The organism is Acinetobacter sp. GG23 (assembly GCF_057766365.1).
Genome location: NZ_JBYMDJ010000003.1, coordinates 363803 through 377255 on the forward strand (window position 1 = coordinate 363803; position 13453 = coordinate 377255).

A 13453-nucleotide genomic window follows, 5' to 3' on the forward strand; every position below is an offset into this window, starting at 1 on the left:
TTTCAATAATATATTTTAATAGAAAGTAATATAATCAAGAGGATAGAGAAATTAAGAACATGGAAAAGCTGAACAATAGAAATTTGCTTAGTGGGGATTTAAAAGGAGATATAAATAGATGGCGTCCCTACGGGGATTCGAACCCCGGTTACCGCCGTGAAAGGGCGATGTCCTAGGCCTCTAGACGATAGGGACGTATAGAAGATGGCGGTATCTTATTGATCCGCCATCAGAGTGTCAAGTAGGTGAGGTGCGAGTTTGTTCAAAATATAGCAAAACAGTTCAGCAGTCTTTTGAGTATCGTATAAAGCAGAGTGTGCTTCCTTACCATCAAACTCAATTCCAGCGTGAATACAGGATTTTGCCAGTACGGTTTGACCAAACATGACTGCACTTAAAGTCACGGTATCGAATACAGAAAAACTGTGAAATGGATTTTGATTTTTAGTTCCAGTACGCGCAATTGCTGCCTGTAAGAAACCTAGATCGAAATGCGCATTATGACCGACTAAAACCGCATGGGTACAATTCTGCTGGCGACGAACTTCATTTACAGATTTAAAAATACGTTTTAAGGCATTTTTTTCATCTTCAGCCATAGCCATGCGCATCGGGTTAAATGGATCAACCCCAATAAAATCCAGTGAACGACGGTCTAAATTAGCCCCCTCAAAAGGATTAATATGTGCGTGATGGGCTTCGCCTGGCACAAATTGACCTTCTTCGTTATAAATGATGGGAATTGCTGCAATTTCCAATAAGGCATCGGTCTGTGAGTTAAAACCTGCTGTCTCGACATCGACAACAACAGGTAAAAATCCACGGAAACGCTGACCAATTATTGGTTGGGTTTCATCTGTCACACTTTTCTCCATTGAATGGTATTACCCGCATATAGTGGGATAATTTTTTCACCATCCAAATAGTCTAAACTTGTCGGAATAACTTGCTCTTCTTTTACTAGGGTAATGGTATTGGTATTACGCGGAAGACCATAGAAGTCAGCACCAAAATGGCTGGCGAAACCTTCCAAGCGTTCAATTTTACCCACTTGGTCAAAAGCTTGAGCATATAATTCAATTGCGGTGGGTGCACTATAACAACCTGCGCAGCCACATGCATTTTCTTTGGCATTTTTTGAATGCGGCGCACTGTCTGTACCCAAGAAAAATTTAGGATTCGAGCTGGTCGCCACTTCAAGTAAAGTTTGCTGATGGGTTTGACGTTTTAAAATTGGCAAACAATAAAAATGCGGTTTTATACCACCTACCAGCATATCATTACGGTTAAACAATAAATGCTGAGGGGTAATTGTGGCTGCGACATTGCGGTCTTGTTCAAGTACAAAATGTGCAGCTTCACTTGTAGTAATGTGTTCAAGTACAAGTTTAAGCTTAGGGAACTGTTTTAATAGCGGAGAAAGAACTTCATCCAGAAAGCGTTTTTCACGATCAAAAATATCGACATGATGATGAGTGACTTCACCATGTAGCAGTAAAGGAACTTGATGTTCTTCAAGTTGTTCAATTACAGCATAGACTTTACGAATATCGCTTACGCCATTGTCTGAATTTGTGGTTGCACCAGCAGGGTATAGCTTAATGGCATTTACATGTTCAGATTCTTTAATTTTTTTAACTTCGCTAGGTTGAGTGAAGTCCGTAAAGTAAAGCACCATACGTGGATCAAATGAGATGCCTTCAGGGACATGGGCCAAAATTCGTTCACGATAAGCATTAGCTTCTTCCACTGTTTTCACAGGAGGAACAGTGTTTGGCATACAAATTGCGCGCGCAAACTGTTTGGCTAAATCTGGAACCGTACGTTTTAAAGCAAGACCATCACGAAGGTGAGCATGCCAATCATCTGGCTGGAGAAGAGTGATTGTATTCAAGGTCATCTTAATCGGACAAATAAAACAAATGATAATCCATAAAGTGTGAAAATGGTAACGACAATTAAAGACAAAAGGCGATATATATTTAAATATAAATCATAAAATTGTGTTATTTTTAAGTAACTAAAAAACAAATACATAATGCTTGCAAATGGAATACAAGTATAATCTCGCGAAATTACAGTACGATAAAGAAAAAGTAGAAGAACTGGTTACGCAGCAAAGTCGCCGTGTAGGACAAGTTTTTCCAAAAAGACTGGAACAGGAATTTTGGTCTAAAAATTTAGAACGCGCGCGTAAACATGTTGAAAAATATTTCTGGGGTGGTGTTTTAATCTATTTTCTTTTCGTAGTGGTCATGATTCCAAGTGATTACTGGATTATCGACAAGCAATATTTTGTCCATGATTTTATGCACTGCCTGTTAGGACTGGTGAATGGTGGCGCATGTTTGCTGGTTCTATTTTGGTTTGCTTATTTTCCTAAAGTACGTCCATATTTTGCCCATGCTGCGATGGGAATCAAGTTTTGGGCCATTGTATCCATGTCATGGTTGACCATAACGGTTGAAACGGTGGTGCTCCAGCATCAGGCCATGGCTATATTATGTATTATTTATATTCTTGGTTATATTCTTACCGGGGTAAAACCGTTTCATATGTTGTTGACCGGTGTGTCGGCAGCCATATTTACAATTGTTCTGCTTTTAGGACTGCATATCAATTTTGATGCGATGGTATTGGGACGTATTCTCACGGGAAGCTGTGTACTGGGTTATGTCATTAGTCATATGATCTTTGCACGTGAACGTATGATTTATTTATATTCAATGCGGGCTAAAATTAGTGAAAAAATTCACCGCATTCATAATTCAGAATTACTGCATCTTAGTCAGCACGATGAACTGACCAAAATTTCGAATCGCCGTACTTTTGATGAAATGATGGAAGTTTTTTATCAGCAAACTCGTCTTGATCACACTTCTTTATCTATTTTGTTTATTGATGTCGATTTCTTTAAAAACTATAACGATTTTTATGGCCACCAAAAAGGCGATGACGTGATCTCTTCAATTGCCAAATCGATTAAAAATGCCATTCGGCATATGGATTTCGTTGCACGTTATGGTGGTGAAGAGTTTGTGGTTTTATTACCTGAAACAGATGCGCATGGTGCCTATGCGGTTGCATCGAATATTTTTAAAGCAATAGAGCGTTTAGAAATTCCACATGCTAAATCATTGGTGTCGAGCTACATTACAATTAGTTTGGGGATTACGGTTTATCGTGGAGAAAATGAGATTAGTAAAGAAGAATTACTCAAGATTGCCGATCAAGCTTTATATCGGGCTAAACAACTGGGAAGAAACCAAATTTATTATCAATCTATTCGTACGACAAATATCGCCTAAAGACTCCAACTTCAAGCATAAAAAAACCGCCTACGTAGGCGGTTTTTTTAAAATAAAACAAACTTATTTGTTTTTGTCTTTTAATTGAGGTACTGCAGAACCTGTCCCCACAGCAAGAAGACCTGCGTTGGTATAGATGCCGAGTTTCGCACGCGTATCTGTAATGTCCAGATTACGCATAGTTAACTGACCAATACGGTCCATAGGCGTAAACATAGAATCACCTTTCTCCATAGTCAAACGCTCAGCTTCATAAGTGAGGTTAGGAGATTCAGTGTTCATGATGGTGAAGTCATTACCACGACGAAGTTCTAAAGTTACTGTACCGGTTACTGCTTTAGCGACCCAACGTTGAGAAGTCTCACGAAGCATTAATGCTTGTGAGTCGAACCAACGACCTTGGTAAAGCAGGCGACCTAAACGTAAACCGTTAATACGATACTGTTCAATGGTATCTTCGTTATGAATACCCGTTACAAGGCGTTCATAAGTGATATGAAGAAGAGCCATCCCCGGTGCTTCATAGATCCCGCGAGATTTTGCTTCGATGATACGATTCTCGATCTGGTCAGACATGCCTAGACCATGACGACCACCGATACGGTTGGCTTCAAGAATCAATTCAACCGGATTGTCAAAACGTTGGCCATTCAATGCAACTGGCGTACCTTCTTCGAAAGTCACAGATACAAGTTCAGGTTTAACCTCAACATCATCTTTCCAGAACGCAACACCCATAATTGGATCTACGATTTTGATACCGGCATTCAGGTATTCGAGGTCCTTGGCTTCGTGAGTTGCACCCAACATGTTTGAATCAGTTGAGTAGGCTTTCTCTTTTGACATTTTATAGTCGAAACCGTTGTCGATTAAGAATTGCGACATTTCGGCACGACCACCCAATTCGTCAATAAACGTTTGGTCTAACCAAGGCTTATAGATTTTAAGGTTCGGGTTAGTCAGCAAACCATAACGGTAAAAACGTTCAATGTCGTTACCTTTATAAGTTGAACCGTCACCCCAAATGTTTACGTCGTCTTCTTTCATTGCGGTAACAAGCATAGTACCTGTTACTGCACGACCCAATGGAGTTGTGTTGAAATAAGGAACACCACCCGTACTAATGTGGAATGCGCCACACTGAATTGCAGCAATACCTTCAAGTGCAAGCTGTAAACGGCAGTCAACCAAACGAGCTTTTACTGCGCCATAAGCTTCAGCTTTTTTAGGAATCGCATCGTAGTCTTCTTCATCTGGCTGACCCAAATTTGCTGTATAAGCATAAGGTTCAGCACCTTTTTGTTTCATCCACAATAAAGCAGCTGAGGTATCAAGGCCACCAGAGAAGGCAATCCCGACTTTTTTGCCTACTGGTACATTCTGCAAGATAGTTGCATTGTCAGTCATTGTAAGTCCTAACGATATGAAATAGGCACCACGATAATTGGTAGCCGAGGAGAATCTATAGTTCCCTCAATTGTAGCACTTTTAGGTGAAATTTTTTTCGTAAAAATAAGCAATCAAAAAAAATATCTGTACTTTTTAAGCGGATAGTATAGTGAAAAATCATCAACAGGTGATTTAAGGACATAGAAAGTAAGTTAACTTAAATAAATTAAACCATAAATTAATGAAGTAAATCGTTTGAGCTTAGCAACCCACTCTGGGGGGACAGAACAGAAAGATAAAAAAAATTGATTAAGCCAGACTTTACTTTACTCAATTGCAACTCCTTTCAAACCGTTAAAATAAATGACCGGCCGATTTAATCTATATCGAGATTGAGAATCTTAGTGAAGAGGTAAGCAAGAAATCTTGAGTATTAAAAACATACAGTAAGAAGTGAAAAATTAGAGGATTAGACTAAAGTTGCATAAATATAAAAAGATTAAAACTTTATTCAAAAAACTTAAGTAAAAACAAAGGTAGTAATTCTTTTAAGTAGTTTTAGGAGCGTTTTGAAAAATTAATTTATTATTTAAATTTAGATAATATTGGTAGGACCAATATTATTTTAATCAGACCGCTATTGATCTTTAATTAAACAAAAACTAGTATATTTGCTGAAATATGAATTATTTTTTTATTTAACTCAATATTGGTCGTACCAATTACGAGTTAATCGTTTAAATAATCAGACCAATTCTAATAGAGCCGTGAGCATTTCAAGGAGAAGACAATGCTTCAATCTTGGCAACAAATTTATGATCCTATGGGCAATATCTGGATTTCCAGCGCGATTGCCCTTATTCCAATTATCTTTTTCTTTCTCGCATTGGCGATTTTCCGGTTAAAAGGTAGTGTGGCGGGAACAATTACGGTTGTTCTAGCACTGTTGGTTTCTCTTTTTGCTTATCAGATGCCTGTTGCAATGGCTTTTGCCTCCATGATTTATGGTTTTTTCTACGGCTTGTGGCCGATTGCCTGGATCATTATTGGAGCAGTGTTCTTATATAAAATTTCAGTAAAAACCGGCCAATTTAATATTATCCGTTCTTCCATTTTATCCATTACCGAAGATCAACGTTTACAAATGCTGCTGGTAGGTTTTGCTTTTGGTACCTTCCTGGAAGGTGCTGCAGGATTTGGTGCACCGGTCGCCATTACTGCGGCCTTGCTGGTCGGCTTGGGCTTTAAACCGTTATATGCAGCGGGTCTATGTTTAATTGTAAATACCGCACCTGTTGCCTTTGGCGCAATGGGGATTCCGATTATTGTCGCAGGGCAGGTGTCTGGCGTGGATACCATGGAAATCAGCCAGATGGTGGGCCGTCAGTTACCGTTCATGGTGCCAATCGTGTTGTTCTGGATTATGGGAATTATGGACGGCTGGCGCGGTATTAAAGAAACCTGGCCTGCTGTGATTGTGGGAGGGGGGTCTTTTGCGATTGCACAATATTTAACGTCTAACTTTGTTGGTCCAGAACTGCCGGATATTACTGCAGCGATTGCATCTTTAGTGACCTTGACGATTTTACTTAAATTCTGGAAACCGAAACATATCTTCCGTTTTAGCAATGAAGATGCCAATCTGGATGTGAGTTTACAAGCCGATCAGCAAAAACAATACAGTCTTGCACAGATTACCAAAGCTTGGTCTCCATTCATGATTTTAACCGCGATGGTGACCATTTGGAGCATCAAACCTTTTAAAGACTTGTTCACCAAAGACGGTGCTTTACACGATTTGGTCTTTTCAATCAAAGTGCCTTATTTGCATCAACTGGTGCAAAAAATGCCTCCTGTGGTACCCGAAGTAAAAGATTATGATGCCATCTATAAATTTGACTGGCTTTCTGCCACAGGTACAGCCATTTTTATTGCCGCACTTATTACCATTATTTTCCTGAAAATGAAGCCAAAAGAAGCTGTAGTGACTTTTGGTGAAACCATCAATGAATTAAAAACACCGATTTATTCGATTGGCATGGTGCTGGCCTTTGCTTTTATTGCCAATTATTCGGGCATGTCGGCAACTTTGGCATTGGCACTTGCGCATACCGGACAAGCCTTTACCTTCTTCTCGCCATTTCTAGGGTGGATCGGGGTGTTCTTAACCGGTTCCGATACTTCAGCAAATGCGTTGTTTGCAGCGCTGCAAGCCACTACAGCTCAACAGATTGGTGTTCCTGAAGTTTTATTGGTTGCAGCAAATACCAGTGGTGGAGTCACCGGAAAAATGATTTCACCGCAATCCATTGCAATTGCCTGTGCCGCGGTAGGGCTTGTGGGTAAAGAATCTGATCTGTTCCGTTTTACGGTTAAACACAGTATCGTCTTTACCATCATGATGGGTATTATTATTACCTTACAAGCTTATGTGTTCCCGTGGATGATTCCATAACACGCAATTGAGGACAGCAAATGAAAGTTTCCGACAAAGTCGTACAAAGTCTGCGCATATTGATTGAACAAAATAATATGCAAGTTGGAGACCGTTTGCCTGCCGAACGAAAATTATGTGAACAACTGGGAGTGTCTCGTTCCTCTTTACGCGAAGCCATTCAGCAACTGACCAGTCGAGGAATGTTGCTGAGTAAAGTGGGAGCAGGTACTTTTTTGCAGCAATTGCCGACCAATTGGTCACAACATCAAATCGTGCAGCCTTTAAGTGATTTAATTGATCAAGATCCTGCTTACCGTTTTGATGTGCAAGAAGCACGAACTATTTTGGAAGGGGGAACAGCGTGGTATGCCGCAGAGCGTGCCACGCCCGAAGACTTGCAAAACATTCGTGATTGCTATGCACAGATTAGCCATTTTCAAGCCATCGGTGATGATGATCAGGCAGCACAGGCCGATGCCAGATTTCATCTTGCTATTGCCGAAGCTTCACATAATTTGGTGCTGATCCAGATGATGCGCGGCTTATTTGATTTGTTGCAATTCAACGTGGTGCTGGGACGCCGGAAAGTGTATTCCGAACCCCATCGTTTTGATCAGTTGCATTTACAGCATCAACAAGTGATAGATGCGATTGAACGTCGAGATCCGGAAGCTGCCAGACAGGCAGTGTGTGGACATATTGAGTTTGTTATTCAACAAGTACGCTCGATTGATGAGGAAGATGCCCGTCGTCAGCGTGCGAGTCGATTAAATAGGATTTAACCATGATTATTTCTTCTGCCAATGATTACCGCGAAGCCGCTAGACGTCGCTTGCCACCCTTCTTGTTTCATTATATTGATGGGGGTGCATATGCAGAATATACACTCAAGCGTAACGTAGAAGACTTATCCAAAATTGCCTTAAGACAACGTGTTCTGAACGATATGTCGTCTTTAAGTCTGGAAACCAGATTGTTTGATGAAACCTTGTCGATGCCTGTCGCTTTATCGCCGGTCGGATTGACCGGGATGTACGCGCGTCGCGGTGAAGTGCAGGCGGCGGTCGCGGCAGATAAAAAAGGCATACCTTTTACTTTGTCGACAGTTTCAGTTTGTCCGATTGAGGAAGTGGCACCGGCCATCCAGCGCCCAATGTGGTTTCAGCTCTATGTGCTACGTGACCGCGGGTTTATGAAAAATGCCTTAGAGCGTGCCAAAGCGGCAGGTTGCTCAACTTTAATCTTCACGGTAGATATGCCCGTTCCAGGTGCGCGCTACCGCGATGCCCATTCTGGAATGAGTGGCGCCAATGCCGCCATGCGCCGTTATTTGCAATCGGTATTGCATCCACAATGGGCATGGGATGTGGGATTGCATGGCCGTCCGCATGACTTGGGCAATATTTCAAAATACTTGGGTAAACCGACTGGACTTGAAGATTATATCGGCTGGTTAGGCAATAATTTCGATCCGTCTATTTCATGGAAAGATCTGGAATGGATTCGGGAATACTGGGATGGACCCATGGTCATCAAGGGTATTTTAGATCCTGAAGATGCCAAGGATGCGGTACGTTTTGGTGCTGATGGGATTGTGGTGTCGAATCATGGGGGACGTCAGCTGGACGGCGTTTTATCCAGTGTCCGCGCTCTACCGCCGATTGCCGATGCAGTCAAAGGCGAGATTAAAATTTTGGCCGATTCCGGTATTCGTAATGGTTTAGATGTGGTGCGCATGCTGGCTTTGGGTGCAGATACTTGCATGCTCGGTCGTGCCTTTATTTATGCTTTAGGTGCAGCAGGCGGAGCCGGTGTTTCTAATCTACTGGATTTAATCGACAAAGAAATGCGTGTAGCAATGACTTTGACCGGGGCTAGAACGATTCAAGATATTACGTCAGATTGTTTGGTGAAGCTGAATAGAGAGTTGGCTGAGTGATGATCTATCCGAACTCTTTTTTAAAAAAAGAATGAGTTCCCTCTCTTTATTAAAGAGAGGCTAGGGGAGATTTTGAGAATTTATAAATTCTAAATTTCAGAAAAATGGCTCCGCTTTTTTAGTTTTTCTCCAGGTATCTGTTAATCCTATACATAAGAAATTCAAACAAGACGAGTTTAGACGGAGTCTTATCATGAAAAAGCAAATACTTGGAGCTCAGCTATTACTTTGGTTTCGCCCAAAGTAACCAAAGGCATTTGTCATCCGTTGAACTCGTCAAATAACAAAATGAATGAACCTCTCGCAGAAACATTGAAGCTCCTATTTTAGTCTGCCTCAAACAGCAACGGATGACTTTTTCGCGTATCAAATATTAGTTATGACGTTATTTTTTAAGCATATTAAAAAGAGCAGTGAGTAGCTCAAAAGGACTTTAGAAAAGGATTGGAAATATGTTCACGCAATCAGCTGCACCGCACACTATTCAAAAACTCATTAATATTGTCGGTAGGCAACATGTATTGACCGATGAAAATGACACCCGTTTATATCGTCAAGGTCGTCGTTACGGATCAGGTAAGGTTCTGGCGGTGGTGGTGCCTGGTTCTTTAGTTGAGCAATGGAAGGTATTACAAATTGCTGTTCAGGCTGACAGTATTGTGATTATGCAGGCAGCCAATACTGGACTCACTGGAGGTTCAACGCCTTTTGGTGATGATTATGATCGTCCTGTAATACTCATCAACACTCGGCGTTTAGTTGGCATTCAAGTGATTAATGATGCAAAACAAGTGGTTTGTTTGCCTGGGGCAACTTTGGATAAATTAGAAAAGCAGCTGGCACCGTTTAATCGTGAACCACATTCCGTGATTGGTTCATCCTGTATTGGTGCGTCAGTATTAGGTGGAGTCTGTAATAATTCGGGTGGAGCCTTGGTTCGCCGTGGGCCGGCTTATACTGAACTTGCGCTGTATGCACGAGTGAATGATTCAGGACAGCTTGAACTGGTCAATCATTTAGGCATGAATTTAGGAACCACCCCCGAAGAAATCTTATCAAAATTAGAGAATCAGCAATATCAGATGAATGATATTCAAGATGATGCTAATTTTTGTGCCTCAGATCAGCATTATGCACATGATGTCACTCAGGTCGATGAAAATACTCCGGCACGTTTTAATGCCGATCCATCACGCTTGTTTGAAGCATCCGGTTCGGCAGGAAAAGTTTGTGTTTTTGCGGTACGTCTGGACACTTTTGAAAAAATTCCCAGTCAGGTGTTTTATGTTGGTACCAATAACCAAGAAGATTTAACCGCAATCCGCCGTTTCCTTTTGAAAGACTTACCGCGCCTGCCGATTGCAGGAGAGTATATTCACCGTGTCGCTTATGATATTGGCGCCGAATATGGTAAAGATGCTTTCATGTTTATCGAGAAATTCGGGACTGCCAAAGTACCCGCTGCTTTCGCCATGAAAGATAAAGTCGATGGCTACTTGGAAAAAATCGGCATGAAAGGGCTGTCAGATAAAGTCTTGCAACTGGTAAGCAAATTTTTGCCATCGCATTTGCCGAAACGCATGAATGAATTTCGTGATCTGTATGAGCATCATTTGGTGTTGCGTATCGAAAATCAGGATGTGGCACAGGTTCAGCAATTTTTAAAACATTATTTTTTAACCTCTAACACGGGAGATTATTTTCTCTGTACTGAAGAAGAAGGGCGTAAAGCCTTTTTACATCGTTTTGCCGTTGCAGGCGCAGCCATTCGTTATCGCGATACCCATCGTAGTGAAGTGGAAGACATTGTCGCCTTGGATATTGCTTTACGGCGTAACGACCGTGAATGGGTCGAAACTTTGCCTAAGGAAATGGATGAGCTGATTATCCATAAACTGTATTATGGTCATTTTTTATGTCATGTGTTCCATCAAGACTATATTGTGAAAAAAGGTGTTGATCCTTTAGCGATAGAACATCAAATGTGGCATTTACTGGATCAACGTGGGGCCGAATATCCTGCCGAGCATAATGTCGGACATTTATATGTGGCCAAGCCTGCACTCAAAAATCATTATCAAAAGTTGGATCCCACCAATAGTTTTAATGTCGGGATTGGCCATACCTCCAAATTAAAAGGTTGGAGTTAAAACCTAGAATTAAAATATAAATAATCATGGTTTTTATCTGTAGTGCAGTCTAAAAACTGCACCTTTTTTATGGAAAATTGACTGTTTCGTCAGACAATGTTGCAAAGATGTCATAAACAAATAAATAAAAATAGGTAAAGTAGTATGCAACAAGTTGCAAAGCCAATAAATTAAGGATTCATCATGACAACTCGCTATGCAAATATTTTAAAACCGCTACATTTGGGCTTTACGACCATAAAAAACCGTGTCGTGATGGGTTCTATGCATACCGGTCTGGAAGACCGATTTTATAACTATCCAAAATTGGCGGCATATTTTGGGGAACGTGCAAAAGGCGGTGTGGGGCTGATTATCACTGGCGGAATTTCACCAAACCGTCAAGGCTGGTTACTGCCGGCTGGGGGAACCATGAACAATTTGGGCGATGTGGCGCCACATCGTTTAGTGACCCATGCAGTACATAAGCATGGTGCAAAAATTTTGATGCAGATTCTGCATTCTGGCCGTTATGGTTACCAGCCTTTTGTGGTTTCTGCCAGCCCAATCAAGTCACCGATTTCACCATTTAAACCGCGTCAAATGAGCGAAAAGCAGATTCTGGATACTATTGAGGATTATGCTCATACTGCCAGTATTGCTAAAAAAGCCGGCTATGACGGTGTGGAAATCATGGGTTCTGAAGGTTATTTGCTGAACCAGTTTCTAAGCCGCCATGTCAATATCCGCGATGACCGCTGGGGTGGTGACATTGAAAACCGCATGCGTTTTGCAGTAGAAATTGTACGAGCGATTCGTGGAAAAATTGGTGAAAACTTTATTATCTGTTTCCGCCTGTCGATGCTTGATCTGGTGCATGATGGCAATACCATGCAGGAAGTGATTACAGTGGCTCAAACTCTGGAAAAGGCAGGAGTCACCTTGCTGAATACCGGTATCGGCTGGCATGAGGCACGCATTCCCACCATTGTGACTTCAGTTCCGCGTGCTGCATTTGCAGACTACACCGCAGAAGTGAAAAAGCATGTCGCAATTCCAGTGATTGCATCTAACCGTATTAATATGCCTGAAACAGCCGAAGCCATTTTAGCTGCTGGAAAAGCAGATATGGTGCAGATGGCGCGCCCATTCTTGGCAGATGCTTTCTGGGTCAATAAAACAGCGACCAATCGTGTTGATGAAATTAATACCTGCATTGCCTGTAACCAGGCCTGTTTAGATCATACTTTTAAAAATAAACTGGCAACCTGTTTGGTGAATCCACGCGCTGCCTATGAAACTGAGCTGGTTTATTTAAAAACCAAAACACCTAAAAAGGTCGCTGTTATTGGTGGGGGTGTGGCAGGAATGTCTGCTGCAACGGTGGCGGCAAGTCGCGGTCATAAAGTTACCTTGTTTGAAGCTGCAACAGAGGTTGGCGGGCAATTTAACTTAGCTAAAGTGGTACCGGGTAAAGAAGAATTTCACGAAACCATTCGTTATTTTAAAGTTCAAATTGAAAAAACAGGGGTAGAGCTTCGCTTAAATACCAGAGTGAACCGTGAACAGCTTGAACGCGAAGGCTTTGATGAAGTCATTGTTGCAACAGGTGTTGTACCGCGGAGTTTAAAAATTCAAGGTATTGAGGCACCTCAAGTCTTGTCTTATGCAGAGGTGTTGCGCGGCGCTCCAGTGGGTCATAGAGTTGCCGTAATTGGTGCCGGTGGTATTGGCTTTGATGTGTCGGAATTTTTATTAAAACCGGCACATCAGCCGCAACCCCAGCCCTTGGCAGACTGGCAACGTGAGTGGGGTATTGATCCAAATCCGAACTATATTTCTGAAGGTGGCATGCAAGCTGCTGAAGTAGATCATCCTGTTCGCGAAATTTATTTATTGCAACGTAAAACGACACCGCTGGGTATGGGTTTAGGCAAAACTTCAGGCTGGGTGCATCGTGCGCAATTGAAAAAGCATGCAGTGAAGATGCTACGTGGGGTGCAATATAAATCTATTACCAATGAGGGCTTATGGATCGAAACTAACGGCTATGATCAACTGTTACGTGTAGATACTGTTGTGGTTTGTGCCGGGCAAGATTCGGTAAAAGACATCATGCCGAATGACGATGAATTTACCTTGGCGAATTACCATATTATTGGCGGTGCCAAACTGGCTGCAGAGCTTGATGCAAAGCGTGCAATCCGCGAGGGTGCGGAATTAGCAGCCAAATTATGATTTTTTAAGTTAA

General features: G+C 41.7%; 9 protein-coding genes and 1 tRNA gene. 6 read left to right on the top strand and 4 right to left on the bottom strand.

The window, feature by feature from the left end; genetic code table 11:
• Positions 1-119: 119 nt before the first annotated feature.
• From AC3CAU_RS07855 to pyrC, 3 genes are all read right to left on the bottom strand, one after another.
• Positions 120-195 (bottom strand) — tRNA-Glu (locus AC3CAU_RS07855).
• Positions 196-215: 20 nt separating this feature from the next.
• Positions 216-875, bottom strand: coding sequence for a ribonuclease T (gene rnt, locus AC3CAU_RS07860; protein WP_131213726.1), 660 nt, complete (start codon positions 873-875; stop codon positions 216-218).
• Positions 860-1894: a dihydroorotase gene (pyrC, locus tag AC3CAU_RS07865; RefSeq protein ID WP_131213724.1), complete on the bottom strand. Its 1035-nt coding sequence runs from the start codon at positions 1892-1894 to the stop codon at positions 860-862. The genes rnt and pyrC overlap by 16 nt, the downstream gene beginning before the upstream one ends.
• A gap of 154 nt (positions 1895-2048) precedes the next feature.
• Here pyrC and AC3CAU_RS07870 point away from each other — a divergent pair, with 154 nt between their 5' ends.
• Complete coding sequence (locus tag AC3CAU_RS07870; RefSeq protein ID WP_447054220.1) at positions 2049-3308, top strand: GGDEF domain-containing protein; 1260 nt, start codon at positions 2049-2051, stop codon at positions 3306-3308.
• 63 nt (positions 3309-3371) lie between these two features.
• On the opposite strand, the gene argG is transcribed toward AC3CAU_RS07870, so the two are convergent.
• On the bottom strand, positions 3372-4715 hold the full coding sequence (gene argG, locus AC3CAU_RS07875) for an argininosuccinate synthase (RefSeq protein ID WP_131213720.1): 1344 nt from the start codon (positions 4713-4715) through the stop codon (positions 3372-3374).
• Positions 4716-5487: 772 nt separating this feature from the next.
• On the opposite strand from argG, the gene lldP reads away from it, so the two are divergent.
• From lldP to AC3CAU_RS07900, 5 genes are all read left to right on the top strand, one after another.
• A complete protein-coding gene (gene lldP / locus AC3CAU_RS07880) occupies positions 5488-7152 on the top strand; it encodes an L-lactate permease (RefSeq protein WP_424622230.1) in 1665 nt (554 codons plus the stop codon).
• A 20-nt stretch (positions 7153-7172) separates the two neighbouring features.
• Positions 7173-7916, top strand: a complete 744-nt coding sequence (gene lldR / locus AC3CAU_RS07885) for a transcriptional regulator LldR (protein ID WP_131213716.1) — start codon at positions 7173-7175, stop codon at positions 7914-7916.
• A gap of 2 nt (positions 7917-7918) precedes the next feature.
• A complete protein-coding gene (gene lldD / locus AC3CAU_RS07890) occupies positions 7919-9073 on the top strand; it encodes an FMN-dependent L-lactate dehydrogenase LldD (RefSeq protein WP_447054221.1) in 1155 nt (384 codons plus the stop codon).
• 452 nt (positions 9074-9525) lie between these two features.
• Entirely contained in the window at positions 9526-11223 is a 1698-nt protein-coding gene (gene dld, locus AC3CAU_RS07895; protein WP_447054222.1) for a D-lactate dehydrogenase, read from the top strand.
• Between the two features lie 183 nt (positions 11224-11406).
• Positions 11407-13440, top strand: coding sequence for an FAD-dependent oxidoreductase (locus tag AC3CAU_RS07900; RefSeq protein ID WP_447054223.1), 2034 nt, complete (start codon positions 11407-11409; stop codon positions 13438-13440).
• The last annotated feature ends 13 nt before the right edge of the window (positions 13441-13453 follow it).

What these genes read in the sequence shown, in the direction of transcription:
- rnt (WP_131213726.1), bottom strand. Translation starts at nt 875, where the DNA reads ATGGAGAAAAGTGTGACAGATGAAACCCAACCAATAATTGGTCAGCGT.
- AC3CAU_RS07870 (WP_447054220.1), top strand. Translation starts at nt 2,049, where the DNA reads ATGGAATACAAGTATAATCTCGCGAAATTACAGTACGATAAAGAAAAA.
- argG (WP_131213720.1), bottom strand. Translation starts at nt 4,715, where the DNA reads ATGACTGACAATGCAACTATCTTGCAGAATGTACCAGTAGGCAAAAAA.
- lldP (WP_424622230.1), top strand. Translation starts at nt 5,488, where the DNA reads ATGCTTCAATCTTGGCAACAAATTTATGATCCTATGGGCAATATCTGG.
- lldR (WP_131213716.1), top strand. Translation starts at nt 7,173, where the DNA reads ATGAAAGTTTCCGACAAAGTCGTACAAAGTCTGCGCATATTGATTGAA.
- lldD (WP_447054221.1), top strand. Translation starts at nt 7,919, where the DNA reads ATGATTATTTCTTCTGCCAATGATTACCGCGAAGCCGCTAGACGTCGC.
- dld (WP_447054222.1), top strand. Translation starts at nt 9,526, where the DNA reads ATGTTCACGCAATCAGCTGCACCGCACACTATTCAAAAACTCATTAAT.
- AC3CAU_RS07900 (WP_447054223.1), top strand. Translation starts at nt 11,407, where the DNA reads ATGACAACTCGCTATGCAAATATTTTAAAACCGCTACATTTGGGCTTT.